Origin of the sequence: Bradyrhizobium campsiandrae, assembly GCF_014529705.1 — a bacterium.
GTDB classification, from domain to species: Bacteria; Pseudomonadota; Alphaproteobacteria; order Rhizobiales; family Xanthobacteraceae; genus Bradyrhizobium; species Bradyrhizobium campsiandrae.
Genome location: NZ_JAANIH010000012.1, coordinates 141,304 through 165,899, shown reverse-complemented (window position 1 = coordinate 165,899; position 24,596 = coordinate 141,304). Strand labels below are relative to the sequence as shown.

Genomic DNA, 24,596 nt, shown 5'->3' with positions numbered 1-24,596 from the left:
ACCGCGCGCTCGGATGCCGAGGAGCTCGGCATCCTGTTCTGCCTGATGACGGTGGCCTCGCCGCTGGCGCGGCAATATTACTTCATGTGGCTGTTCCTGCCGTTCACCGTGCTGATGCATCGGGCGGCCTTCGATGCCCGGCCGAGGGTGCGGCTGGGAACCTGGCTTGCGCTCGCCGCGACCGGCATCCTCATGCTGCTGTCGCTGCCGTGGTTTCCCAACGTCATCCAGGCCTGGGGCAACAACCTTGTCGCCACCGCGATCCTCGCCGTTACGCTCGGCTGGCACATCCGGCATCCGCCCGATGCGGCTAGCTCCGACGCCGCGGCAGGGCTAAAAGCCAAAGCAGCCTGAAAACCGAGGCAGCTTGAGACTTCAAAAGTCAGGAACTCCGACCATGGCCAACGCGCAGCTTCAATCCGTGCTCGACCACATCGACAAGGACTTTGACAACAGCCTCGAGCGCCTGTTCTCGCTGCTGCGGATCAAGTCGATTTCCGCCGATCCGGCCTATGCCGGGGACTGCAAGGCGGCGGCCGAGCATCTGGCCAAGGACATCGCGAGCCTCGGCGTCGCGGCTGAGGTGCGGCCGACCGCCGGCCATCCCGCCGTCGTCGGCAAGACCGGCATGGGCGGACGGCCGCATGTGATCTTCTACGGCCATTACGACGTGCAGCCGGTCGATCCGCTCGAGCTCTGGCATCGTCCGCCGTTCGAGCCTGCCGTGGCCGATCATGCCGACGGCCGCAAGATCATCGTCGCGCGCGGCGCCGAGGACGACAAGGGCCAGGTGATGACCTTCGTCGAAGCCTGCCGCGCCTGGAAGAAGGTGACCGGCTCGCTGCCGATCGACGTCACCTTCCTGATCGAAGGCGAGGAGGAGGTCGGCTCCAAGAACTTCGTGCCCTTCGTCGAGGCCAACAAGGACGAGTTCAAGGCCGACTACGTGCTGGTCTGCGACACCGGCATGTGGGACCCGGAAACGCCGGCGATCACCACGGCGCTGCGCGGCCTGCTCTATGAAGAGGTCAAGATCATTGCGGCCAGCCGTGACCTTCATTCCGGCGTGTACGGCGGCACGGCGATGAATCCGATCCGGGTGCTGACCAGGATTCTCGGCGGCCTGTTCGACGACGACAACCGCATCACCATTCCCGGCTTCTATGACGGCGTGAAGGACACGCCGCCGGAGATCCTGGAGCAGTGGAAGAAGCTCAACTTCACACCGGAATCCTTCCTCAAGCCGGTCGGGCTGTCGATTCCAGCCGGCGAGAAGGGGCGCCTCATGGTCGAACAGGCCTCCACGCGTCCGACCTGCGACGTCAACGGCATCTGGGGCGGCTATATCGGCGAAGGCTCCAAGACGGTGATCCCCTCGCATGCCTCGGCAAAGGTGTCGTTCCGGCTGGTGCAGGGACAGGATCCCCAGAAGATCCGCAAAGCCTTTCGGGACTACGTCACCGCCCGGATTCCCGGCGACTGCAAGGTCGAGTTCGGCGACCATTCCGCCGCACCGGCCGTGGCGCTCGACTGGAACATGAAGCCGCTTGCGGCGGCGAGAAAGGCCCTGACCGAGGAATGGGGCAGGGAGACCGTGCTGATGGGCTCCGGCGCCTCGATCCCGATCGTCGCCGATTTCAAGCGCGCCCTCGGCCTCGACTCGCTGCTGGTCGGTTTCGGCCTCGACGACGACAACATCCACTCGCCGAACGAGAAGTACGATCTGCGCAGCTTCCAGAAAGGCATCCGCTCCTGGGCCCGCATCCTCGCGGCGCTGGCGGAGGTGAAGTAACTACCTTACGAGCTGCCAAAGGGTGGGCAAAGGCGCAAAGCGCCGTGCCCACCAACTGTCTCATACGGCCACAAAGGCGTGGGCACGCTTTGCTTTGCCCACCCTACGAAGCGCCCCAAAACAAAAACGCCGCCCGGAATTGGGCGGCGTTTCATTCCAGAACGTGCAGAGGTAGGTGAGGCCTACCTTACACGAAATCCCGAAAATCTCAAGACCGGTAGCCCGGCAGCTCGCGGTCAAGCTTGCGCAGCAGTGGCGGCCAGACGAGGTTGGTCGCGCGCAGCTCGGCGCGGTCGCGGTTGGCGAGCAGCTCGGTGTTCTTCTCGATCGCGATCGGCTCGACCGGGTAGACCGGCGTGCCCAGCGCGCGGGTGCGCACCTGCATCGAGCAGGCGCGCTCGAGGTGATACATGCGCTCGAAAGCGGAGGCGACCGAGCGGCCGACGGTCAGCGTGCCGTGGTTGCGCAGGAGCATGTGGTTGTGGTCGCCGAGATCCTTCTGCAGCCGCGGCCGCTCGTCGTGATCGAGCGCGATGCCTTCATAGTCGTGATAGGCGAGATCGTGGGTGACGAGCTGGGCGGTCTGATTGAGCGGCAGGAGGCCTTCGGCGCTGCTCGACACCGCGGTGCCGTCCAGCGTGTGGAGATGCAGCACGCAGATCGCGTCCTCGCGCACCTCGTGGATCGCCGAATGGATGGTGAAGCCGGCCGGGTTGATGCTGTACTCGCTCTCGGAGAGCTGGTTGCCGTGCAGATCGACCTTGACCAGGCTCGAGGCGGTGATCTCGTCGAACATCAGCCCATAGGGATTGATCAGGAAGTGATGGTCGGGGCCGGGCACGCGCGCGGAGATGTGGGTGTCGACCAGATCGTCCCAGCCATACAGCGCGACGAGGCGATAGCAGGCGGCGAGATTGACCCGTTGCTGCCACTCGGCCTCCGTCATGTTGGACGGCACTTCCTTCAGGCGCGCTTCCGCTGGCGACATGGCAAATCTCTCCGAACCTCGTTGTTGCGGGACGGGAGCCTAGTCTTGCAAGGGGCTGGCCGCAAGGCGCGCCAAGCGCGGCAGTTCAGCGTCGCCCGCATGGAGGCGTGCCGCGAGGTTCCGGATTTCAGAACCGGTCATGCGCGGCCGGATGACGTTTTGGCGACCCGGCCGGCCGATCAAGCAACGGTTGTTACGGCGCCGGGATCGATAGCAGGCTGGAAATGCTGCGGCCGCGGATGTCGTAGACGCGCGCGAACACCACGTCGTCGCGCTTGATCTCGACCATCACGGGCGCGGTGAGGCCCTTGCAGTAGAATTCGCCGAGCGTCATGGCGAAATCGGCCGCGTTGGAATCCCAGCCGATGGTGAAGTCGGGGCCGAGCGCGACCTGGGCCGGGCGCTGCGGACCGCAGACCGCGACCTTCCATTTGCGATTGCGCGGCGGCACTTCCTGGCGCTCGACGAGCTGCTCGCGCAGTCCGTCGGAGGCCTGTTTCAGCGCAAGGCCCCAATAATCCAGCATGAAGCGGTCGTCGGCGCCGCGTACCGTGCCGGCGATGTGATTGAAGTGGGTGTACTGATAGGGATGCAGCCGGATCATCTCGGCGAGCGGCAGTGCAAGGCCGAAGCAGAACAGGGCGAGCACGGCCGGCTGCCAGGCGCGGTGGTTGGTGCGCAGGCGCTCCATGGTCCAGGCGAAGGCAACGCCGCCGAGCACCGCCATCGGCGGGATCACGAACACGAAGTGGCGGATGCCGTTGTAGAGCGCCGGACGCTTCACCATTGCGATCGCGAGCGGCAAGGTGGCCGCCAGCGTCAGCATCAGGAGGATGGTCTTGCGGCGCGCCGGAACCTCGCGGCGTGGCAGCATGGCGATTGTGCTGAACACCGCGCCGGCCATCAGCACCAGCATCACTTCGGGCAGCTGCAGCGCGAACAGCGTCGGCAGATACGACCACGGCATGTCGGGCACGGACACGATCGCGCCGTCGAACATCTCCTTCCACGGCTTCTCGAAGAAGTGCGAGAAGTAGGTCAGGGCCTCGAAGGGATTGCCGGGCTCCATGATCGACCATGGCCAGATCAGGCCCATCACGAGATAGCCAAAGGCGAGGCCCGGGAGCAGCACGTAGACGACATGGGCGAAACGCCTCACCGCCTCGCGCGTGCCTTCGGTGCGCAGCTCTTCCAGCAACAGTGGCATGAAACCGATCATGGCGTACACCAGCGCCAGTCCGCCGAGGATGCGGCAGCCGATCGAGAGGCCGGCCCCCAGGCCGACGATCAGGATCGTGCGCGGCGACGGCTGCGGATATTCCTCGGCGAGCCGGACGAGACCGAGCATCAGGATGATCATCGCCACCGCGAAGGGCGCATCCTTCGGGTTCATGAACATGTGGCCGTAGAAGATCGGGCAGAGCGCGAGCAGCAACAGTGCGGCAAGACCGGCAAGCGGTCCGCCGATGCGGCGGCCGAGGCGCCAGGTCACCGCAAGTCCGATCACGCCGACGATCGCGCCGAGCAGGCGCCGGGTCTCGAACAGCTCGAGCGGAAGGATCTTGTGCAGCAGCGCCGCGACCATGTCGAAGCCGCCGCCATACATATAGAGGTTGGCGAAGGAGAGGGCGGCCGTATCCCTGAAGCCGGAACCGTACATGCGCAGCAGCAGGTCGGCATATTCGGCATGGGTGTAGTCGTCCCAGCCGAGCCCGTAGTCGCGGAAGGTCAGGCCGGCGATGACGGCGACGGCTGCCAGCACCAGCATGGCGAGGTCGTCGCAAGTCCGCTCAACCGAGCGCCCGAGAGGCGTGTCGATCGCCGAAGTCGTGATGGATGTCATGGCTATTGGTGACCCGGAATCCCCTCTTGGCCCTGCTGGTGCGCGCGGGCCACTTCCCCGGAATCCCTATAGCGCAGTTCCATTACCAAGTAATTGGGCATTATGGCTAAATTCCTGATGCGACGCAGCAATTTCCAACCCTTTGGAAGCCCATGACAGGTAGCGGACCGTTGCTGAAGGGAATGTGAATAAGTCCCTGATATCCTTCCCTTTAGGAACGGCGGCGGCAATTGGTCGTTGGCGAGGAACACCGGAAGACGGTATCGTGGCGTAACGGGGTCGCGTGATGAGGCGCGGCCGGGGGTGTGTTCGATGAGCTTGGCATTGTTGATCGCAGGGATATTCGCCGTCTTGGCGGGCCTCCTTGCGGTCGCGTTCGGCTATTCGATCAGGGATTTCAGCCTCGGCAGCACGCTCATAACGAGCGGATCGATTGGCGTCTGCTCCGGAATGCTACTGGTCGGCCTCTATCTCGTGCTGCTCGAGCTGCAAGGCATCGCCCGCCGTCTGGCCGGGACCGCCGCAGCTTCGGAGGTTCGCGTCAGGCCCGTGTTGCCGCCAGGTGTTGCCGCGCCAGGTGCGCCTGAGCCCGCTCCCGCCATGCGGGGCGATTCGCAGCCGCCATGGCAGGCCGAAACGCCGGCACCCGCGCGGCCGCGCGCCGAAGCACCGGCTGAGGCGGAAGCACCGCCACCAGCACCCGCCGCGCCGGAACCCCCGCGCCGGCGCAATCTGATGTTCGCTTCGAGCTCACGCAAGGAACGCGAGCGTTCCGAGGCGAAAGCTGTCGAAAGCGCGCCGTCGCCAGCGCATACGGAGCCGGCCGCGCCGGAAGCTCCGCACGCGAGCTTTGATGATGCCTGGCCGAAACTGGACCGCGCCCGCCCGCCCGAACCGCCCGCGACGCGTCGTCCGCCGCCGCGCCCGTCCTCGACCTTCGAGCCTGCCGTGCCACCGCCGGCAACACCTCCGCCGGCGCCCGAGCCGCCGCCGGCCGAACAGCCGGCGGTGACGGTGTTGAAATCCGGCGTCGTCGACGGCATGGCCTATTCGCTCTATTCCGACGGCTCGATCGAGGCGCAGATGCCCGAAGGCATGATGCGCTTCGCCTCAATCGACGAGTTGCGCGCCCATCTCGACCAGCGTGGTGGCTGAACACCTCGCGCGCTGAAGTAAAGTCTCGCAGTTCTTGTCGCGAGACCAGTAATCGGCTCATATTCCCCAGTTGTCGTATTTCGGCCAAACGTATTGTTGACAGGAATTACTTCAGCGTCGCCAATGCCGCGATGAAGTAGATTGGAAAGAGGTCGCGCCCATGTCGGATGCCGGGCCCAAGAATTTCATCGAGCTGACTGCGAGCATCGTGTCGGCCTATGTCGGCAACAACCCGACGCCGGCCGCCGAGATTCCGAACCTGATCAGCCAGGTGCATAGCGCCTTGACCCGGGTGTCGTCTGGCCGCACCGAGACCGCGCCGCTCGAGCCGGCAAAGCCGGCGGTCTCGCTGAAGAAGTCGATTGCGCCGGACTATCTGGTCTGTCTGGAGGACGGCAAGCGCTTCAAGTCGCTGAAGCGCCATTTGCGCACGCAGTACAACATGACGCCCGAGCAATATCGCGAGAAATGGGGCCTGCCCGCCGACTATCCCATGGTCGCGCCGAACTACGCGGTGGCTCGTTCGCAACTGGCGAAGAAGATGGGGTTGGGACAGCAGCAGCGGAAGAAGGGGAAGTAGTCCAAGTCTCTGCTCTCGTAGGGTGGGCAAAGGCGCACTTGCGCCGTGCCCACCATTTTTCATCGATCACACACAGAACGTGGGCACGCTCCGCTTTGCCCACCCTACGGCAGCTCGCAATGAGGCGCTAAGACGCTTCCGCCAGCGCCTCTCTCGCATCCGTCTTGATGCGCTCGACCATCGAGCGCAGGCCGTTCGAACGCTGCGGCGTCAGATGATCGCGGAAGCCGAATTCGTCGAACACCGAGATCGCATCGGTCTCGAGGATCTGCTGCGGCGTGCGGCCGGAATAGAGCGCGAGCACGATCGCGACCAGTCCGCGCACGATATGCGCATCGCTGTCGCCACGATATTTCAGGATCGGCGCGCCATTGCTGCGATCGATCAGCTTCTGCAGCCAGACCTGGCTGACGCAGCCGTTCACCTTGTTCTCGGCGGAATGTTCCGCCTCAGGCATCGGTTCCAGGGTACGGCCGAGCTCGATGACGTACCGGTAGCGGTCGTCCCAATCGTCCAGAAGCTCGAAATTGTCCCTGATGTCGTCGATCGAAGTCATTGATGGCCCAAATTCACTCTCTGAGCCAATATAGGGGCGCGGCGGGTCGAAATCGATAGGCTCGGGGCCCAATCTTGGCCCTCGTCCAAATCAATACTTGGCCACGGCGGGGCCGTTGTTGAAGCGATAGTTGATGCCGAGCATCAGGAGCTGGGCATTCTGCCGAACATCGAAGCTCGACGTGGCGGGTCCGCAAGCCTGAAGACCACCAGAGGCAAGGCAGCCGGCGCCGGTCAGGCGGAGAGACTTCGTGCCGAAGTCCAAATAGTCATATTCGATCTTGGCCGACCAGTTTTCCGTCAAGCCCTGTTCCAGGCCAAGGCCAGCCATCCAGCCCCAACGATCGTCCGTTACCGTCCGGGTGCCGGTAAAGGTGATGACCTGAGGGGCGGCACCGCCGCCGAAGAACAAGACGCCAGCGTTGGTCGCCTGCGCAGCGCTTCCGCTGGCGTAAGCCGCGCCGCCTTTGGCGTAGAACAACGTTCGGTCCAACGAATCGGATGCGAAGCCGATGCGGCCAGCGAGTGTCGCGATGCCATCGATCCTCGTCGAAAATCGATCCGTCGAGGTGCCGAATTGCGGAAGCGCAAGGGGCGGTCCGAGAGCCGCCACCGTTACGTTCTGGTGATCGCCTCGCAAATCGGAGAATTGATACGTCCCTTCGGCGCCAAGCACGAGGTGTCCGGTCTGCCAGTTGTAGCCGGCTTGAAAGCCGCCGAGCCAGCCTGTCATCTTGTGAGAGCCGAGCTCAGGTGGCGCCAGAGTTGGATCGCTCCACTGACGATCTCCAATTGCCCCGCCGGCATTTGCGCCGACGTAGAATCCCGTCCAGCTGTAAGCTGCGGCGACAGCGGGCGGAGCCTTATAGGCAGGGCCGGTAGACTTCGGCATCATGGCCATCGCGGAGGTCGCTTCCTTGGTCCCGTCCCTGGGTTGCGCGCGTGCGGGCCCTGGGCCCAGGCGTCGTGCATCGGCCGCGGCGTTGCCATGTCCCTGCTCGAGTACGCGCACGCGGTCGCGAAGGGCAGCGTTTTCGCTTTCGAGTTTCGCGTTGCGTTTATCGATGGCATCGAGACGCTGCAGGATCGCCTCGGATGAGGATGGTGACTGCGCGGAGGCCGCATTGCAGCCTGCAATCATTGCCACAGCAAAAGCGCATTTGAGAATGTTCTTCACGGGAGCCCGCCTGGTTGCGTTCGAGGAGGATGCGACGTCCTGACGCGCGGCATCATTCGGGAACGTCGCCGCTCCAACAAGGCCAACCTGGCCTCAGCTTTCCTTTTCTGTTTCGGAGTTGCGGAAGCGCCATACGACAAACGTCATACGTCCCGCATGCATCAATCGGAGCTGTGGCTGTGCGGCGAAGAGTCTGCGCTCTAATTCGCCGCTTCCGGTCCGCGCCATTCCAGCGCGAGGTCGTCCTGGGTCAGCGTATCGCGCGGCGCTTGGCCAGCTTCGATATCGCCTTCGCCGGCCATCGCGATCGAGCCGGTATGGTCGGGCGCCTTCTTGTCGTTCCTGTTGGTCTTTTCGTTCTTCTCGTCGGTGATCTGCTCTTTCTTCTCGTTGATGATCTGGTAGATCTTGCGCGCGCCGTCCTGGGCCCGCTGGCCGATGATGGTTGCGGCCTGGCCGCCGACCTCGCAGGCCGCCGGCTGCCGCTTGCAGAACTGGCTCATGTCGGAAACTGCCGCGGTCGCAGCCTGCACCGCGTCGGCGGCGCCGATCTGCGGCACTTTCTCCGATTCGGGCGTCTTGTCCCGTGGCAGGAGCACCAGCACCAGCCCGAGCCAGAATGTGATGCGAAGCAGAAAGCGCATCTTATCGACCTGTATGTTAGATCCCGCCGCGGCGATGTCCGCGCGCGTTTCGACCTAGCAACTCTCGATAAATCGCAAGTCATTGCCTTGAGCTTAATTCGCGGAAAATTGACGCAAAAATCTTCGCGGACAGAGATCTCGTAAATATTCGATTGACGCGGGCGCCTGTGGTCGCCCGGCCCCGCCTATCCACCAATTCGAAACCATGAGGTGGACGGTGAAACCCTGTGTTCACCATCATCCGATGATGACCATCCCAATTCGCCTAAAAATCTCCGCGATGTCACGGTGTTCGGCGGCGGCCCGATCCGCCTTAGCACTCGTTTAAGGTCGCTCTGACACGGTGGCTCAACGACAAGGAGGCGTTCCGGCGCGTCTTCTCAGACGATTGAGCCGAAGCGCGAGACCCGTGACAGTTTTGAGTATCATCCGCGATTGTCTCGATGCACTGCTGCATCCCTCCGCGCGTTACGATGCGCTGACGCGTGCACGTCATCGGGCCTTCATGGCGCCGCGGCTTCTCGGAAGCCTGGCTGCCTTTGCCGCCTTTCCGGTTTATCTCGTGCTGCGCGGCGCGCCGAGCGCGGTCGAGGTCGCGGCCTTCGCCTGGCTGATCGCGCCGATCCTGTTGTCCTGGTTCCTGTCGCGCACCGGCCGCTATGAAGGCGCCCATGTGCTGTCGTCGCTGGCGCTCGCGGGCCTGATCATGGCGGTCGCCGTCACGACCGGGGGCATTGAATCCTTCGCCGCGATCTGGCTGGTCGTGGTTCCCCTCGAGGCTGCGCTTTCGGCCTCGCGCCGCGTTGCGGCCTTTGCCTCGCTGCTCGCGCTCTCTTGCGCGGGCCTTTTGATCCTGTTCGGCCAGCTCGGCTGGCTGCCGGTTGGAGAGATGAGCGCGACCGGGCGTGGCGTGATGATGGCGTTCGGCGTCGCCTCGGCGACGCTCTATGCCGCAGGCCTTGCTTTCGGCGCCGAGTCGCTCGCGCGCACCAGCGTCACGCTGCTGTCGCGCGAGGAGGAGCGCTACCGTCTCCTGGCGCGCAACATGAGCGATGTCATCTCGCGGCATCAGCGCAACGGCGCGGTGCAGTTCATCTCGCCGGCAGCGGAAGCCATGCTCGGCATGCCGGTCGCCCAATTGCTCGGCCATGGCCTGTTCGATCGTGTCCATGTCGCCGATCGTCCGGCCTATCTCACCGCACTCTCCGATGCCGCGCGCGGCCACGTGCGCAGTGTCGAATTCCGGGTGCGGCGCGAGCCCACCGGTTCCGAGCGCGGCCAGGGAAATTATCAGGTCGACTTCATCTGGGTCGAGATGCGCTGCCGGCCGCTCGACCAGGATCAGCGCCGCCAGAATCCTGACAGTGACGTCACCGCCGGGCTTGAAGTCGTCGCGGTGATGCGCGACGTCACCGATCGCAAGCTGTCCGAGCAGGCGCTCGACCAGGCCAGGAGCGCGGCAGAGGCCGCCGACGCCGCCAAGACGCGCTTCCTCGCCACCATGAGTCACGAGCTGCGCACGCCGCTCAACGCCATCATCGGCTTCTCCGAGATGATCGCGCAGGAGCAGACCCTGATGCTGGCCGCAAGCCAGCGCAAGGAATATGCCGAGCTGATCAACGCCTCCGGCCAGCATCTGTTGTCGGTCGTCAACGGCATCCTCGACATGTCGAAGATGGAATCGGGCAATTTCGAGATCGCCTCGGAGCCGTTCGCGCCGCGCGCCTCGCTGATGCATTGCTGCAATCTGCTGGCGCTGAAGGCGCGCGAGAACGGCGTCGATCTCATCACCGACGCGCCGCAGGATTTGCCTGTGATGACGGGCGATCCGCGCGCCTTCAAGCAGATCGTGCTCAATCTGGTCGCCAACGCCATAAAGTTCACCGAGCGCGGCGGTCAGGTCACGGTGTCTGCAGCAGCGTCCAGCTCGCAGCTGACGCTGCGTATCAGCGACACCGGGGTCGGCATCGCGCCCGACGATCTCAAGCGCATCGGCGCGCCGTTCTTCCAGTGCGGCAAGACCTATGAGCGCCGCCACGAAGGAACCGGCCTTGGCCTTTCGATCGTGAAGAGCCTTGTGGCGTTGCATCTCGGCGAATTGACGGTACAAAGCAAGCTCGGCGAGGGCACCGCCGTCACGGTCAAGCTGCCGCTCGTCTACACGCCGCCCCAGGTGAAGCCGGCGGAGAACAAGATCGCGACGTTGACGCCGGTGCTCCGTCATGACGTTCAGGACCAACCTGCTCTGGTGAAAAAAAGTGCCTAAGAAGTCTGCAAAGGACGAAGCTGCTCCGCGACGTCGTGGTGGCAAGGGTGGCGCCAAGGCCGCGGTCGTCGATGTCGAGACCGAGCGCAATCTCGTGATGCGCGTGCTGCTGCACAGCCCGAAAGACACGCTGGCCGGCCTCGTCGCTGCCGCGGCCGTCAGCGCCATCGTTGCGAATGCTCTGTTCCTCCAGACCGGCCGGCATCCGGCGCCGATGTTCGGCACCGTGATCAATCTTCCGGCGCCGTCGCCCGTGGCGTTGTCCAATCCCATGCCGCGCCCGCGGCCCGTCGGCGCCGATACCTCGCCGCTGGAGCCGAAGGCGACCGAGTTTCGCGTCGAGCCGAAACCGGCCGAGAAGCCGCAGGACAAATTGGCGGAGAAGCCCGCCGAAACGACCGCCTCGACGCCGCGCTCCGGCGACCCCATGACCAATCTGGTGATCAAGGCCACGACGCCGACGGCGGCACCGTCGGCGGTGGCCGTTGCACGGCCTCCGGCGCCGGTCCCGGTGCAGCAAAGCCCCGCGGCGCGTCGTCTCGCCGGCGTGCAGCGCGCGCTGTCCGAATACGGCTATGGGAATTTGAAGATCACGGGCACGATGAGCGGCGAGACCCAGACGGCGATCCAGACCTTCGAGCGCCAGCACAAGATGCCCGTCACCGGCCAGGTGTCGGATCGCCTGCTGCGCGAACTCGCCGCCGCGATCGGCCATCCCGTCGAGTAATCAGCATCATCTAACAAAGGCTGAAAGGCTGGTGCTGCTTGCACCGCTGGCTTATCCTGCGCCCATGCGTTTGAAATCGAATATCTGGGTCTCAGCCTATTTGCGCCGGTGCCAAACCGAAGGCGTGTTCGGCGCCGTGCGCCATCGTGGCGCCGAGGAGGCTGGTGCGGTGTTCGTCAAGGTGTCGCTACTGGACGGCAACGCCATGCTCTACGTGCCGGCGCCACAGACCTCTTATGACGATGGCCGTCCCGTCGATCGCTTCTTCGTGCCCGCCGCGCCGCAGCCAATGCCGGAAGCCGCGGTGGAAGAGCGACTGACCAAGGAGCTTCGCTTCGACCCCGATGCCTGGATCGTCGAGACCGAGGACCGCGCCGGACGGCACTTTCTCGATCTGGCGAAGAGCTAGCCCACCGTCACGGTCATTGCGAGGAGCCCTTGCGACGAAGCAATCCAGACCGTATCCGCGGAGGGACTCTGGATTGCTTCGCTTCGCTCGCAATGACGACGTAGAAACTTCAGCGCTCCGACGATCCACCTGAGCCCGTGCGCACGGCCGGGCTCGACCCCGGCTGCACGCTCGGCCGCGACTGGCCGGCTGTGCTGCGTGCGCGCTGGCGGTCGCTGTCGTGCAGCGACGGTTGATATTTCGCGCGGGTGACGGCCAGCGTCGAGCCGCGCCAAGCGGCGAGCATCACCAGCGCGGAGCGGTCGCCGAGACGGTCATAGAGCCGCGACAGCCGGTAGACCTCGTTGACGGAATTGCCGATCGCGGGCTTGAAGAACAACAGGATGCGCTGGAAGTTCGGGCTCGGCATGTCGAGCGCGCGTGCGGCGACGGCGAGCGCCTCGCCGCCGGCGTCATCGACGATCTCGGCTGCAACGCGCGAGGGCAGGATCAGGCTGTCGCCGAGCTCGAGGGTAAAATTGTCGACGTCGCCGGCGATCGCCGCCATCTCCAGGATCTGGATCGCGCGCTTGGCGCGCACGGTCGGAATCCGCGGTGCGGCCTTCAGCGGGGTCTGCGCCAGATTGTGCAGGATCAGCGCGCGCTGGTTCGCATCGGCGCGGAAGAACATGTCGTGGATCTCGGCCGCTTCCTTCGGCTGCATCGCCATGCTGGCGGCGATGCGCGCGTCTGCGTCGGTCGGCGTGCGGGCAGCCGAGGGAGTGGACGCGGGATGCGGGATTTCGCGCGCGAGCGGCACCCTGCGGCCTTCCTCGGCCGCGACCAGTCCGAGCTTCTGCAGCACCGGGACGGGCGTCTGCGGATAGACCGCAAGCCGCGCCTTGACGGCCGCGCGCGTCGCATCGTCGACCTGGTCGATCAGCCGCGTCGCGAGTTCGATGAATTGCCGCTGCTCGTCCTCGCTGTGCGTGCTCGCCTGGACATACAGATCGGTCAGCACGCGCAGGAGCGTGGGGCGTACATCGACGCCTTCGCGACGGGAGAGGGTCATCAGCCCGTCGAATCCGGGAAACAGCGACTTGGTCATGGAGGCGTACGCAACTCGGAAGAAACTGTTGCCGGCAGCCTATCAAGGGTTCCTTTAAAGCCTCGTTAAGGAAAACGAGGTGTGAAGCAAACCCGCTGAATTCGCCTGATCTCGTCCCGCCGCGGGACGACGCGACCGGCCCGTGCGGTTACGGTCCAAACGGCCTGTTTACACCCCGTTAACCATAAACTGATCCTAATGCTGGCCATGTTGCAGGGGCGCGTTTGGTCGCGCGGCAATCGAGAGAGCTGACATGGGGACCATCATCGAATTTCCGGCCGGTCGCCGGGTGGGCTCGTCCGGGGATGTCACGCCGCGCGCGGATCGGGGGACGATTCTGATTCTTCCCGTCATCCGCATCGAGCGCGAGGCGGACGAAACCAGCGGCGATCGCGGACCGGAAGCGGGCACAGCGCCGGGGCGCCGTCGTCGTCGCCGCTAGGCTTGCGGCTTTTGCAATGCCGGAAGCTATCAGCCAGATCAGGCCCTTCCTATCGGCCGTCCTGCTCGCAGCCATGGGCACCTCGCTCGCGGCCTGCAGCGGCGGCGATTTCGGCCGCACCCGCGCCGACATGCGTAGCGACGACATGCATCGCTGGCTCGGCATCGAGGCCACCGGCAGCCTCGGCCTGAAGGCCTCGCAATTCCAGCTCACCGACGAAGAGCGCCAGCTTCGCGATCTCGCCTATCCCATGATCGAGCCGCCATTGTCGCGCCCGGCCTGGAAGAGCGTGTTCGGCGACTACAAGGCGATACCTTCGCCCTGGCACCAGAAGATCGTGTTCGACCGCACCATGTATGGACGCACGCTGATCGACGAGCCGCACCGCTCGCATTCCTCGCGCTATGCGCAGCTGATCGAGGACGTACGCAACGACATCACCCGCTTCGAGCCGTTCTTTGGCTGCGCGATCCGCGTCATCGATCTCGACAGGAAGCGTGACGCCAGCATGGCGCGCGTCTCCGCGCTCTCGCCGCAGGAGAAGGCGGATGCCGTGGCGCGCATGCAGGAGAACGCGCTGATCGTCCAGTGGGTGCAGCAATCGCTCGAGCAGCGCGTCTCGTCCTACCGCTGGGCGCTGGAGCGGCTGGTGATCCAGGCGCCGGACGGCATGGCCGCCGACGCCGATCGCCTGATCGGCGAACTCGCAGCCCAGACGGCCAATCCGCCGGTTCAGTCGCAGCCGCCCTACGGCCGCGCGGTCGTCTCGAAGGGCTAGGACTCGCGCCGCGGCTCATCGGCCGGGATGAAGCGGAGCGTGCCGGCCCGGCGCGTCGGCTTGCCGGTGTCGTTGGTGTGATTGACGCCGTCCATGACGGGCACCTCGGTGAAATCGAACGGGCTCACGCCGTCGAGGCACGCGACATTGACCGCGTAGAGGGTCGTGTCCGAGCGCCTTTGATGATGGGTGTAGATTCCGCATTTGGAGCAGAAGAAGTGCTGCGCCGTTCCGGTGTGGAAGCGGTAGCTGGTCAGCGCATCCTCGCCTTGCAGGAAGCTGATGCCTCCCATCTTCGCCATCGCCACGACGGCGCCGCGCATGCGGCAGTAGGAGCAGGTGCAGCGGCGGATCGAGTCGAAGCCGTCGCATAGCGTCACCTCGAAACGCACAGTGCCGCAATGGCACCCGCCGGTTCGAACATTCATATCATCCACCATGTCGCCTCGAACTCCCGTTCAGATCGCTTACGGATTTGGTGAGCGCGCGGTGGCGCGAAGTCAATCCTCGCGTTGCAACCGCGAGAAGCGGAAATTGCAATGGCTGGCACCGCCGGCCAGCGTCTGCGTCCGTTGCAGACGGATGCCGCGCGTCGCATAGGCATCGAAATCAAGTCCGCAAATATTGGGCAGGATCTCCTTGTCGCCGTGACGGCCGGCGAATTTGCAGAAGCCGCATGCCCGGTAGTTGATGCCGAATTCAAAACTGTCATTCGGGCCGGGCTCGACGAAATCGTAGACGAAATCCTCAGGACATTCCGCCTGATGGCTTGCAGTTACGCTTTTCGCCGCTTGCTCGCGCAGCAAGGTCTGGTTTTCCGGCGACATGAATTGATCTCCCGCGGCGAGGCGCTCCGCCTCCGGCACGGTGAGCAACTGCGCCTTGTGGGTCTCGCGCTCGATGTCGCGGATGTCAGCCAGCGGCACGCCGTGTCGCCGCAGCACGCGGCTGGTGGCCATGAAGCCGGTGAGACGCATGAAGACCTCGCTCATGCGGCTCGCGGCACCGCCGACATAGGGCATCTGGGGGAGCACGATGGCGAATTCGTCCATCACCTCCCGCCTGAACCCGTCGATGTCGGTGAGATGCGCGCGCTCGCGCAACATCGGCTCTGCAAGGGTGAGGCGCTGGCGCATCGCCGCCTCAATGGCGTCGCGATGCTGCGCGTAGAAGGGATGTACGGTCTCGGCCATTGCGATCTCCTGATGGTGCGCGCTGACCCTATCCGGCGATATCACGACTGCGCAAAGCATCATTCCTGCGGCTCAGCGCAAGAAAATCTATTGCAAGACCGGCCCCCATCGGTGTCAAACTCGCGCCGCGATGACCTACGCCCTTCCGCCACTCAACGCGCTGCGCGCCTTCGAGGCCGCCGCACGCCATCTCAGCTTCAAGCTGGCCGCGCACGAACTGCACGTGACGCCCGCCGCCGTCGGGCAGCAGGTGAAGGCGCTGGAGGCGCGCCTCGGCGTGCAGCTGTTCGAGCGGCTGCACAAGCAGCTGATCCTGACCGCGGCAGGGCAGGCCTATCTGCCCGGGATATCCGATGGCTTTCGCCGCATCGCGGATGCGACATGGCAATTGAAGCCTGCGGGTGCGGTGCTGCTGCAATTGGGCGTCCACGCCAGCTTCGATCTGCGCCGTCTCGACCTGGCGGCGTTTCGCAAGGCGCATGCGGAGATTGGCCTGCGCGTGCTGCAGCCGGCCGGCCTGCACGAGCTGGTCGAAGGCAAGGTCGACGTGCTGATCGCGCGCGGCCTCGGCCATCATCCCGGCTATCGCTGCGACCGGGTCGATGCAGGATCCGGTTTGGGTGATTGGCTGCTGGCGCCCGAAGGGACCGCGGATTGCCCCGAGATCGTCTGTTTACGCGCATGGCTGCGGGCTCAGGCAACCGAGAGCCTGCGCGCAGCTCGCCGTCCACGCCTGGTCGGCGGCGTCGGACGTTGAGGCGGTCGTCTGCCCCGGCGTGGAAGATCAAGGACTATCTGTACAGCAGCGATCCGAGGCACATGATGAGCATCACGGTGCTCAGCCCCACGGTGACGAGCGCACGCTCCGTCTTGATCGATAAGTCGTCCTTGGGCATCGTGCGACCCTCGCTGCGCCGGCGACAGGCCAACTTAACAAACATCAAGAAGTTCCGAGCAGCCCACCGTTCTTCGCGCACGGCACGGCCGGATGATGAGGCCATGTGGAACTCGCAGGCTCCGGCTCGCGAGTTCGTTCCGTTCGAATGGGAATTTTCGTGGCGTCTATTTGTGTGAATTCACCGATGAAATCTTTGGGTCCTGTGGCGCAAGCGGGTTGACAGCCCCGCCATCCGGGCCTCTATTCGCGCGACGGGGAATTGCGATCTCCCCGCGAGGCGACATGCCCAAGAATCGCGTCCTGATCACCAAGGGCGCAGCATGTCGGCATCCTACGCTTCAATCTCCTCCGACAAATTATCCGGACCGATCGGCACCGCCAGCGGCGGCGTCCACGCGTGGGCATCCATTCGAGTTCGCCCCGGCGATCCACGCGGCGACGACGCCGTCAAGCTCGCCGAAGGCCTGCGGGCGGCGCTCGACAAGACGGCCAGCACGAAGAGTTGAGGCGAGGGGCGCAACGACAGACGGGTTTGTTGCGGCGGCATGATAGGGCAACGGGGGATGATCGATGACGACGACAACGACGACGAGTGAGCGCGGCGGAATGGGCGAGCTCGTGCGCTACTTCCTGCGGCTGGGGTTTCTCGGCTTCGGCGGGCCGGTGGCGCTGGTCGGCCAGATGGAACGCGAGCTGGTCGATGGCAAGAAGTGGCTCACCAAGGAGCAGATGCGCGAGGCCATCGCGATCTGCCAGTCGCTGCCGGGGCCGCTGGCGATCCAGGTCGGCATTTACATCGCCTATCTGCGTTGCGGCTTCTGGGGCGCGTGGGCCGGCGGCTGGGCCTTCATCCTGCCGAACTTCCTCATCGTCGCCGCGCTTGGCGCGCTGTTCGTTCATCTCGGCGATCTCCAGCCGGTCACCGCCATATTTTACGGCGTCAGTCCCGCCGTGATCGCGCTGATCCTGCATTCCTGCTACCGGCTCGCCAAGCTCGGCATGGAGGACTGGCTGCAATGGGCGATCGCGGCGGTCTGTCTGGCCGTGACGATCATCCTGCAGGCCGAGGTCGCCTATCTCTTCATCGGCGCCGGCATCGTCGGCATCATCTATTACGGCAACATCAAGCGGCCTCCGGTCGCGCTCCAGCTCGCCGTGATACCGGCGGCCGCGCCCGCGGCGGCGCCGGTTGCGACCGGCTCGACATTGGGCAAGCTGCTGCTGTTCTTCCTCAAGGCGGGATCGCTGACCTTCGGCAGCGGCCTCGTCATCGTTCCCTTCCTGGAGCAGGGGCTGGTGCAGCAATATGGCTGGCTCAACGAGCGCGAATTCCTGGTGGCCGTCGCGATCGGCATGATGAGCCCGGGGCCGGTGGTGATCACGGCGACCTTTGTCGGCTATCTGGTGGCGGGTTTCTGGGGCTCGCTCACGGCCACGATCGGCATCTTCCTGCCGTCGTTCCTGTTCATCCTGATCGCTGCGCCCCTGCTGGCGCGGCATCGCAAGAATCCGAACGTGCAGGGCTTCGTGAAGGGCGCCTATGCGGCGGCGATCGGCACCATTCTGGGCGCCTGCTACCTGCTCGGCAGAATCGCGATCGGCGACTGGCTGACCGCGCTTGTCGGCATTGTCTCACTCGCGGTGCTGTTCCGCTGGAAGGTCAGCAATCCCATGCTGATCGCGGTCACGGCCGTGGTCGGGCTGATCGCCTATCCGATCCTGCAGCCGGCATGGGTGCTGAGCGGATTGAAGTAGCGTGTTCGGAATTTGCGGGAGGTAGCCTGTCGCCTCTATCGCGCTTCGACCACCTCGCCGTCCTCTTTCACGAACCGGCCGACAGGATTATCGAGGAGATCGACGACCGCTTCCGAAGGCCTGCACAAGCGCGTGCCCTTCGCGGTCACCACGATTGGACGGTTGATCAGAATCGGATGCGCGAGCATCTGGTCGATCAGCTCGTCATCGGACCATTTGGGATCGGCGAGCCCGAGCTCCTTGTAGGGCGTTCCCTTCTCGCGCAGCAATTCGCGGACCGATATGCCCATCGCCGCGATCAGCTGCTTCAGCGTCTCGCGCGACGGTGGTGTCTTGAGGTATTCGATGACGGTGGGCTCGACGCCGCTCTGGCGGATCATCGCCAGCGTATTGCGCGAGGTGCCGCAGTCGGGGTTGTGATAGATCGTGACGCTCATCGGTTTGTTTCCGCGATTGGGACGGGGCCGCGTGCATGGGCGTGTCCGAGCAGCCAGTTCATCAACAGGAGGCCTACGAACGCTCCGCAGAGTTCCGCAAGAATGAATCCGGGCAGGTCGGCGGGACGAATGCCGGAGAATGTGTTCGTCAACGACCGCGCAATCGCCACGGCGGGATTGGCGAACGAGGTCGAGGCCGTGAACCAATACGCCGCCGTGATGTAGAGCCCGACCAGCCAGGGGACCGCGGTGCGCTGAAAGCGGATACCGGCCAGGATCGTCGTGACGAGCCCGAAAGCTGCGACCGCCTCGGCAAGCCATTGCGCTCCGCCGGTTCGAACTTTTGTCGAGACATCGAGCAGCGGCAATCCGAACATCAGATGCGCCGCCATCGTGCCCGCGATGCCGCCGCCAATCTGCGCAATCACGTAGAGAGCGGCCTCATTCGCCGGCAGCTCGCGCTTGCCGGCGAAAACGAGCGTGACCGCCGGATTGAAATGCGCGCCGGAGATCGGACCGAGCACCGTGATCAGGACGACCAGAATGGCGCCTGTCGGCAGGGTGTTGCAGAGCAGCGCGAGCGCGACGTCCCTGGTCAGCGTCTCCGCCATGATGCCGGAGCCGACCACGGTGGCGACGAGAATGCCCGTGCCGAGCGCTTCGGCGGCAAGGCGCCGGGAGAGGTCGAAGGTATCCATCAGCCAGCCTTCGGTGCCGAATGTGTCGCGCCGCCGGAGCGACCGATGGCACGGCTTCGCTCCTTTCGCTTCGGCGAACAGCAGGATTGCAGGGTTTGAACCACGGGCCCGCAAACTTCCGGGAGTCCACCGCAGCAATCCTGCAGCAGGAAAACCGCAACATCGCGAAATTCTGCGAGATTGGCGCGGTAGACGATCGATCGGCTCTGCCGCTCGGAGGTCACGAGCCGCGCGCGCGTGAGGATCGACAGATGAGCCGACAGCGTGTTTTGCGGGACTTCCAGCAGGCGCGCGAGGTCGCCGGCCGCAAGCCCGTCAGGCTCGTGTTTCACCAGCGTCCGGAACGCCTCCAGGCGTGTCGACTGCGACAAGGCGGCAAGCGCCAGTACGGCATCGTTAGTTTCCATATATCCAGATTTACGGAACTATTAGGATCCCGTCAATCCGGAATTCCAGCCCCAATCGGAAGGTATTTCGAATCTTCTAGAAATACGGTTTGACAACCAGGGGGCGCCGATGCATGGTGGCGGACATGAAGATCGACGACGCGGCAGCACGCCTCGAAGCCCTGGGCAATCGGACACGACTGCAGATCTACCGGGCCTTGGTCCGGGCAGGGCATCCCGGCATGCCGGTTGGTCGCTTGCAGGAAAAGCTCAAGGTTCCGGCTTCGACACTGTCTCATCATATCAAGACGTTGGTCTCGGTTGGCCTGGTCAGTCAGGTCAGGGAATCGACGACGCTCGTTTGTCACGCGAATTTCGAGGCCATGCGGGGACTGGTGGATTTCCTGGCATCGGAGTGCTGCGCGGACGAAGTCGGTTGTAAGGGTGCGCAAACGGCGGCTTGATTTTTTTGGCCGACATTATTCGATGATTCTAGAATGATCGGAGAAGTGGAATGAGCGACGGGACGGTAGCCATCATCGGAGCTGGGCCGGTCGGCCTCGCCGCCGCAGCGCAAGTGCTCGAACGCGGCATGTCGCCGATCGTGCTGGAAGCCGGGCCGCAAGCCGCGCACGCCATCCGCCAGTGGCAGCACGTTCAGCTGTTCTCGCCATGGGAATACAATGTCGACAAGGCGGCGGCGCGCCTGCTTGCGCCGACCGGATGGAATTCGCCGGACCCGCAGTCCTATCCGACCGGCGGCGAGTTGATCGACCGATATCTCGATCCGCTCGCAACGCGCACGCCGCTGCGCGAGGCGATCCGGACCAACAGTCGCGTGACGGCGATCAGCCGCGCCGGCTTCGACAAGGCGAAGACAAAGGGCCGGGAACAGGCGCCGTTCGAAATCCGATATCAGAACGGCAAGGGCCCCGAAGTGCTGCGCGCCGATGCCGTCATCGACGTGTCAGGCACGTGGTTTTCTCCCAATCCCGCCGGCAGCAACGGCTTGCCTGCGATCGGCGAGCGCGAGCGTGTTCACCGCATCGCCTATGGCATGCCCGATGTACGCGGCGCCGATCGCGCCCGATATGCCGGCAAGACCGTTGCCGTACTGGGCGCCGGCCATTCCGCCGTGGGTACGCTGATCGATCTGGTGCGGCTAGCGGACGAGGTGCCGGGTACGCAAGCCATCTGGCTGTTGCGCGGTGCTGACCCCTCAGCGGCGTTTGGCGGCGGCCGCAACGACAAGCTGGCCGCGCGCGGCGAGCTGGGTTCTGCCTTTGCCGCGCTGGTGGCTGCCGGAAGGATCAGGGTCGAGACCGGATTTGGTGTCACGCATCTGTCGGACGTCGAAGGCCGGCTCGCGGTGTCGGCCGGCGGGGCGCGGAGTGTCGATGTGGATGAGCTGATCGTCTCGACTGGTTTTCGCCCCGATCTATCCTTCCTCTCCGAACTGCGACTTCGGCTCGATCCCGCCATCGAGGCCCCCGCTGCGCTCGCGCCGCTGATCGATCCCAACGAACACAGCTGCGGGACGGTCCGCCCCCATGGCGCCCGCGAACTCGCGCATGACGAACCGGGCTTCTATCTCGCCGGCATGAAGTCCTACGGCCGTGCGCCGACGTTCCTGATGATGACCGGATATGAGCAAGTCCGCTCCATCGTCGCCGACATCGCCGGCGACAAGGAAGCCGCGGCGCGGGTCGAACTGGTGCTGCCGGAAACCGGCGTTTGCACGCGCGGCGGCGTCGAGTTGGACACCGCGGCGGGATGCTGCGGCGGGCCGGCAAAGGAAGCAGCCTCGGTCTGCTGCGCCCCGGACCAAACAGCGAAGAAGGCAGTTAAAGCGGGGTGCGGTTGCTCATGAGGTGGGGCCGCCGAGCAAGGTGAGCCACAGGGGAGGAACGCATTCGTAGCTTGAGCGGCTGGCCGCTGATCGCGGTCATGTGCATCGGCCAGGTCGGCAATTTGTTGCCACATGTGACTCTGTCCGCGAACCTGGCGCAGCATCTGATGCCGGCCTGGGGGCTTTCGGCCGCCGAAGGCGGGTTGATGGCGAGCGGTTACGCATTCGGCTACATGCTGGCCGTGCCCGTGCTGACGACGTTGACCGATCGCATCGATGCGCGGATCGTGCTGCTGTGCGGTTCGATCGTCAGCGGCCTTGCGACCGTGGCATTCGGCCTTTTCGCGCAAGGCTTCTGGTCGGGGACGATCATCTGGTCGGTTGCGGGTCTCGGATTCGCCGGCGCTTACATGCCGGGGCTCAAGGCTCTGACCGACCGGTTGCCCGCCGGCGACACCTCGCGGGCCGTCACGCTGTACACCTCGAGCTTTTCGGTCGGCGTCGGACTTTCGTTCCTCGTTGCGCAAGTTCTTGCGGATCGCTGGGGCTGGCGGGCCGCGTTCGGCGTCACCGGCGTCGGTCCCATCGCGATGGTGATCGCGTGTCTTCTGGTCGAGGGGCGTCGGCCGGTCCCGAAGACCGGGCGGCTTCTGAATTTTGCACCTGTCTTCGCCAACCGCGAGGCGCTCGGTTACATCTTCGGCTACGGCGCGCACTGCTTCGAGCTCTACGGCATCCGTACCTGGCTGGTGGGGTTCTGGACCTTTGTCGTTGCGCATCAAGGCGCGCCCTCGTGGCTGACGCCCGTGCTGATGAGCTTCTGCTTCGCGGTGATCTCGATGCCGGCCAGCATCCTCGGCAATGAGGCGGCATTGAAATTCGGACGACATCGCGCCATCACGGTCGTGATGATGGCCTCGGCCTGCGTCGCGATCGTCATCGGTTTCAACGCGTCAGCGCCTGCATGGGTGGTTGCGGCGTTGCTGATGATCTATGGCCTGACGGTGCCGGCGGATTCCGGCGCGCTGACGGCCGGAATGTCCGCGGCCGCCGTCTCCGAGCATCGTGGCGCAACGCTGGCTCTGCATTCCACCGTCGGCTTCGGACTGTCCGCCCTCGGAGCCTGGGGAACAGGCCTCGCGCTCGACGCCGCGGGCGGCCCGCAGAGCGCGCGCGGCTGGCTGCTGGTCTTCATCGTCCTTGCGGGTGGAATCCTGCTCGGACCATTGGCGCTGCTGTGGGCGCGAATGGTGCGTCTGCAAAAGCAGCCATCGTGAGCGCACCGGATCTCTCCGGTGCGGGTGATGGCCCGCAATCAGGCGTTGGTACCACCATCGACCGTCAGGTTCGCCCCTGTGATGTAGGACGCTTCGGGGCTGGCGATGAAGGCGACCAGGGCTGCCACCTCGCCCACTTTTCCGTAGCGGTTGAGGGCGGTCACCGCTTTCTGTGGCGTGGCCCAATCTCCGGATGCCGGGTTCAAATGAGTATCGATCGGTCCGGGCTGCACGTTGTTGACCGTGATGGCGCGGTCACCGACTTCGCGTGACAGGCCTTGTGTGAACATCCGGATCGCGCTCTTGGTGGCCGAGTACGGCACGAGGCCCGGTGTCATCATTCGCTCGCCCACACACGAGCCGATCGAGATGATCCGCCCGCCATTGTTCATGTGCTTCAGCGCGGCTTGCGTCATGACAAATACGCCCCGGACGTTCAGGTTGATGACCTGGTCCAACTCCTCCAGGGTGGTCTCTTCGAATTTTTTCGGGATTGCGGTGCCGGCATTGTTTACGAGCACGTCGAGCTTTCCGAATGCTGCAACGGTCTTCTCGACGGCGGCCTGGACGGCCTTTGGATCGGTGGCATCGGCCTGGATCGCGAGCGCAGTGCCACCGGCACCCTCGATGGCCTTGATGACGGCGGCGGCGGCATCGGCGCCTCTGCTGTAGGTGATGGCGACCTTGGCGCCGTCGGCGGCCAAGCGCTTGGCGATGGCCGCACCGATGCCTCGCGAGGCTCCGGTCACGAGTGCTGTCTTGCCCTCGAGGTTTCTCGACATGTTGTCTATCCTTTGTTGCGAGTATGAAAGGGGATCGGCGCGGCCATCAGCTTGCGGTCTTGCCGCCATTGACGCTGATGATCTGGCCCGTGATGAATGAGGCTTTGTCCGAGGCCAGGAACAGAATTGAATCGGCAAGTTCTTCAGGCTTGCCTGCCCGCCGCAACGGAATGCCCGCGATCAATCCCGCCTTGCGCTCGCTCGAGCCGGTGAACCGGTCGAGCATTGCGGTGTCGACGGGCCCTGGCGCGATGGCATTGACGCGGACGCCGAAAATGGCGGCTTCAAGGGCACCTGATTTGGTCAGGCCTTCCACCGCATGCTTGCTGGCGACGTAAAGGGAGGCATTTGGCGCACCGCGGCTGCCCATCGTGGACGACACGTTGACGATGCTGCCGAAGCCCTGCGCCTCCATCACCCGAAGCTCGTGCTTCAGGCAGAGCAGCACGCCCAGGACGTTGGTGTCGAAGGTTGCCGCGTACGTTTCCGGCGTTTGTTCCGTCAGCGGGCCGGGCACGCCCTCCGTGCCGGCGTTGTTGACCGCCACGTCGAGGCGGCCGAACCGCGCGACGGTGTTGTCGACCATCGCGCGGACGTCGTTTTCGTTGCGAACGTCTGCACCGATGAACTCAGCCTCGGCCCCGAGGGCGCGAAGCTCCCTAACGAGCTCGGCTCCGGCTTCGGCGCGGCGTCCGGTGACGGACACCATCGCGCCTTCCCGCGCGAAAGCCAGCGCTGTCGCGCGTCCTATGCCCGTCAGCCCGCCGGTGATCAGAACGACCCATCCCACCATGATGAAATCCTCGCCCTTGCTTGCCCGGTCTGTTCGGCGCTTCCCGCCGATCGGGACGTCCGAATTGATAGGCGGTGAGGGGCGA

28 protein-coding genes and 1 pseudogene are annotated in these 24,596 nt (G+C 64.7%); 16 read left to right on the top strand and 13 right to left on the bottom strand.

What is annotated here, in order from left to right; translation table 11 throughout:
- A pseudogene (locus G8O24_RS11730) lies at positions 1 to 354 on the top strand (hypothetical protein); the annotation flags it as partial.
- Between the two features lie 43 nt (positions 355 to 397).
- Positions 398 to 1,792 carry a M20/M25/M40 family metallo-hydrolase gene (locus G8O24_RS11725; RefSeq protein ID WP_188099310.1) on the top strand — a complete coding sequence of 465 codons (1,395 nt, stop codon included), beginning with the start codon at positions 398 to 400 and terminating at the stop codon, positions 1,790 to 1,792.
- 208 nt (positions 1,793 to 2,000) lie between these two features.
- Here the strand turns inward: G8O24_RS11725 and G8O24_RS11720 are convergent, their stop codons facing one another.
- Both G8O24_RS11720 and G8O24_RS11715 read right to left on the bottom strand, forming a co-directional pair.
- Entirely contained in the window at positions 2,001 to 2,780 is a 780-nt protein-coding gene (locus tag G8O24_RS11720; protein WP_128967330.1) for a class II aldolase/adducin family protein, read from the bottom strand.
- Between the two features lie 193 nt (positions 2,781 to 2,973).
- The gene (locus G8O24_RS11715) at positions 2,974 to 4,623 is read right to left on the bottom strand and encodes a glycosyltransferase family 39 protein (protein WP_188099309.1); all 1,650 of its coding nucleotides are present in this window, start codon (positions 4,621 to 4,623) and stop codon (positions 2,974 to 2,976) included.
- A 312-nt stretch (positions 4,624 to 4,935) separates the two neighbouring features.
- Here G8O24_RS11715 and G8O24_RS44020 point away from each other — a divergent pair, with 312 nt between their 5' ends.
- Together G8O24_RS44020 and G8O24_RS11705 are read left to right on the top strand one after the other, a co-directional pair.
- Positions 4,936 to 5,778 carry a DUF308 domain-containing protein gene (locus G8O24_RS44020; RefSeq protein ID WP_188099307.1) on the top strand — a complete coding sequence of 281 codons (843 nt, stop codon included), beginning with the start codon at positions 4,936 to 4,938 and terminating at the stop codon, positions 5,776 to 5,778.
- Positions 5,779 to 5,938: 160 nt separating this feature from the next.
- Positions 5,939 to 6,358: a Ros/MucR family transcriptional regulator gene (locus G8O24_RS11705; protein ID WP_188099305.1), complete on the top strand. Its 420-nt coding sequence runs from the start codon at positions 5,939 to 5,941 to the stop codon at positions 6,356 to 6,358.
- 127 nt (positions 6,359 to 6,485) lie between these two features.
- On the opposite strand, the gene G8O24_RS11700 is transcribed toward G8O24_RS11705, so the two are convergent.
- The 3 genes from G8O24_RS11700 to G8O24_RS11690 form a co-directional block, all read right to left on the bottom strand.
- Positions 6,486 to 6,914, bottom strand: coding sequence for a SufE family protein (locus G8O24_RS11700; RefSeq protein ID WP_188099303.1), 429 nt, complete (start codon positions 6,912 to 6,914; stop codon positions 6,486 to 6,488).
- A 90-nt stretch (positions 6,915 to 7,004) separates the two neighbouring features.
- On the bottom strand, positions 7,005 to 8,090 hold the full coding sequence (locus G8O24_RS11695) for an outer membrane protein (protein ID WP_188099301.1): 1,086 nt from the start codon (positions 8,088 to 8,090) through the stop codon (positions 7,005 to 7,007).
- A gap of 200 nt (positions 8,091 to 8,290) precedes the next feature.
- The gene (locus tag G8O24_RS11690; protein ID WP_188099299.1) at positions 8,291 to 8,734 is read right to left on the bottom strand and encodes a DUF5330 domain-containing protein; all 444 of its coding nucleotides are present in this window, start codon (positions 8,732 to 8,734) and stop codon (positions 8,291 to 8,293) included.
- 409 nt (positions 8,735 to 9,143) lie between these two features.
- On the opposite strand from G8O24_RS11690, the gene G8O24_RS11685 reads away from it, so the two are divergent.
- From G8O24_RS11685 to G8O24_RS11675, 3 genes are all read left to right on the top strand, one after another.
- Positions 9,144 to 11,000, top strand: a complete 1,857-nt coding sequence (locus G8O24_RS11685) for an ATP-binding protein (protein ID WP_188099297.1) — start codon at positions 9,144 to 9,146, stop codon at positions 10,998 to 11,000.
- A complete protein-coding gene (locus G8O24_RS11680) occupies positions 10,993 to 11,727 on the top strand; it encodes a peptidoglycan-binding protein (protein WP_188099295.1) in 735 nt (244 codons plus the stop codon). Before G8O24_RS11685 ends, G8O24_RS11680 begins: the two co-directional genes overlap by 8 nt.
- A 64-nt stretch (positions 11,728 to 11,791) precedes the next feature.
- Positions 11,792 to 12,136 carry a DUF1491 family protein gene (locus tag G8O24_RS11675; protein ID WP_188099293.1) on the top strand — a complete coding sequence of 115 codons (345 nt, stop codon included), beginning with the start codon at positions 11,792 to 11,794 and terminating at the stop codon, positions 12,134 to 12,136.
- A 109-nt stretch (positions 12,137 to 12,245) separates the two neighbouring features.
- On the opposite strand, the gene G8O24_RS11670 is transcribed toward G8O24_RS11675, so the two are convergent.
- On the bottom strand, positions 12,246 to 13,223 hold the full coding sequence (locus G8O24_RS11670; RefSeq protein WP_188099290.1) for a DUF2336 domain-containing protein: 978 nt from the start codon (positions 13,221 to 13,223) through the stop codon (positions 12,246 to 12,248).
- 253 nt (positions 13,224 to 13,476) lie between these two features.
- Between G8O24_RS11670 and G8O24_RS11665 the strand changes: the two genes are divergently transcribed.
- The gene (locus tag G8O24_RS11665) at positions 13,477 to 13,665 is read left to right on the top strand and encodes a hypothetical protein (protein ID WP_188099288.1); all 189 of its coding nucleotides are present in this window, start codon (positions 13,477 to 13,479) and stop codon (positions 13,663 to 13,665) included.
- A gap of 16 nt (positions 13,666 to 13,681) precedes the next feature.
- Entirely contained in the window at positions 13,682 to 14,443 is a 762-nt protein-coding gene (locus G8O24_RS11660) for a hypothetical protein (RefSeq protein ID WP_188099286.1), read from the top strand.
- Here G8O24_RS11660 and G8O24_RS11655 read toward each other — a convergent pair.
- Together G8O24_RS11655 and G8O24_RS11650 are read right to left on the bottom strand one after the other, a co-directional pair.
- Positions 14,440 to 14,883, bottom strand: coding sequence for a GFA family protein (locus G8O24_RS11655; RefSeq protein ID WP_188099284.1), 444 nt, complete (start codon positions 14,881 to 14,883; stop codon positions 14,440 to 14,442). The two genes, G8O24_RS11660 and G8O24_RS11655, sit on opposite strands and share 4 nt — an antisense overlap.
- Positions 14,884 to 14,943: 60 nt before the next feature.
- Positions 14,944 to 15,636, bottom strand: a complete 693-nt coding sequence (locus tag G8O24_RS11650; RefSeq protein WP_188099282.1) for an L-2-amino-thiazoline-4-carboxylic acid hydrolase — start codon at positions 15,634 to 15,636, stop codon at positions 14,944 to 14,946.
- A 130-nt stretch (positions 15,637 to 15,766) separates the two neighbouring features.
- On the opposite strand from G8O24_RS11650, the gene G8O24_RS11645 reads away from it, so the two are divergent.
- From G8O24_RS11645 to chrA, 4 genes are all read left to right on the top strand, one after another.
- Positions 15,767 to 16,393 carry a LysR family transcriptional regulator gene (locus G8O24_RS11645; RefSeq protein ID WP_188099280.1) on the top strand — a complete coding sequence of 209 codons (627 nt, stop codon included), beginning with the start codon at positions 15,767 to 15,769 and terminating at the stop codon, positions 16,391 to 16,393.
- A gap of 62 nt (positions 16,394 to 16,455) precedes the next feature.
- On the top strand, positions 16,456 to 16,710 hold the full coding sequence (locus tag G8O24_RS11640; protein WP_188099279.1) for a hypothetical protein: 255 nt from the start codon (positions 16,456 to 16,458) through the stop codon (positions 16,708 to 16,710).
- 144 nt (positions 16,711 to 16,854) lie between these two features.
- Positions 16,855 to 17,040: a hypothetical protein gene (locus G8O24_RS11635; protein WP_188099328.1), complete on the top strand. Its 186-nt coding sequence runs from the start codon at positions 16,855 to 16,857 to the stop codon at positions 17,038 to 17,040.
- Between the two features lie 64 nt (positions 17,041 to 17,104).
- Positions 17,105 to 18,289 carry a chromate efflux transporter gene (gene chrA, locus G8O24_RS11630; RefSeq protein WP_188099277.1) on the top strand — a complete coding sequence of 395 codons (1,185 nt, stop codon included), beginning with the start codon at positions 17,105 to 17,107 and terminating at the stop codon, positions 18,287 to 18,289.
- A gap of 35 nt (positions 18,290 to 18,324) precedes the next feature.
- Here chrA and arsC read toward each other — a convergent pair whose 3' ends face one another.
- Genes arsC through G8O24_RS11615 form a run of 3 tightly spaced genes read right to left on the bottom strand, consistent with a single transcriptional unit; the run spans position 18,325 to position 19,831 of the window.
- Complete coding sequence (arsC, locus tag G8O24_RS11625) at positions 18,325 to 18,726, bottom strand: arsenate reductase (glutaredoxin) (RefSeq protein WP_188099276.1); 402 nt, start codon at positions 18,724 to 18,726, stop codon at positions 18,325 to 18,327.
- Positions 18,723 to 19,424 carry an aquaporin gene (locus G8O24_RS11620; protein ID WP_188099274.1) on the bottom strand — a complete coding sequence of 234 codons (702 nt, stop codon included), beginning with the start codon at positions 19,422 to 19,424 and terminating at the stop codon, positions 18,723 to 18,725. Before G8O24_RS11620 ends, arsC begins: the two co-directional genes overlap by 4 nt.
- Positions 19,424 to 19,831, bottom strand: coding sequence for an ArsR/SmtB family transcription factor (locus G8O24_RS11615; protein ID WP_188099272.1), 408 nt, complete (start codon positions 19,829 to 19,831; stop codon positions 19,424 to 19,426). The genes G8O24_RS11620 and G8O24_RS11615 overlap by 1 nt, the downstream gene beginning before the upstream one ends.
- Before the next feature lie 125 nt (positions 19,832 to 19,956).
- On the opposite strand from G8O24_RS11615, the gene G8O24_RS11610 reads away from it, so the two are divergent.
- From G8O24_RS11610 to G8O24_RS11600, 3 genes are all read left to right on the top strand, one after another.
- A complete protein-coding gene (locus G8O24_RS11610; RefSeq protein WP_188099270.1) occupies positions 19,957 to 20,274 on the top strand; it encodes an ArsR/SmtB family transcription factor in 318 nt (105 codons plus the stop codon).
- A 50-nt stretch (positions 20,275 to 20,324) separates the two neighbouring features.
- Positions 20,325 to 21,680 carry an NAD(P)-binding domain-containing protein gene (locus G8O24_RS11605; RefSeq protein ID WP_188099269.1) on the top strand — a complete coding sequence of 452 codons (1,356 nt, stop codon included), beginning with the start codon at positions 20,325 to 20,327 and terminating at the stop codon, positions 21,678 to 21,680.
- Between the two features lie 77 nt (positions 21,681 to 21,757).
- Complete coding sequence (locus tag G8O24_RS11600) at positions 21,758 to 22,936, top strand: MFS transporter (protein WP_188099326.1); 1,179 nt, start codon at positions 21,758 to 21,760, stop codon at positions 22,934 to 22,936.
- Between the two features lie 38 nt (positions 22,937 to 22,974).
- Here the strand turns inward: G8O24_RS11600 and G8O24_RS11595 are convergent, their stop codons facing one another.
- Positions 22,975 to 23,718, bottom strand: coding sequence for a 3-oxoacyl-ACP reductase family protein (locus G8O24_RS11595; protein WP_188099267.1), 744 nt, complete (start codon positions 23,716 to 23,718; stop codon positions 22,975 to 22,977).
- Positions 23,719 to 23,764: 46 nt separating this feature from the next.
- Positions 23,765 to 24,511, bottom strand: a complete 747-nt coding sequence (locus G8O24_RS11590; protein WP_188099265.1) for an SDR family NAD(P)-dependent oxidoreductase — start codon at positions 24,509 to 24,511, stop codon at positions 23,765 to 23,767.
- Positions 24,512 to 24,596: the final 85 nt, after the last annotated feature.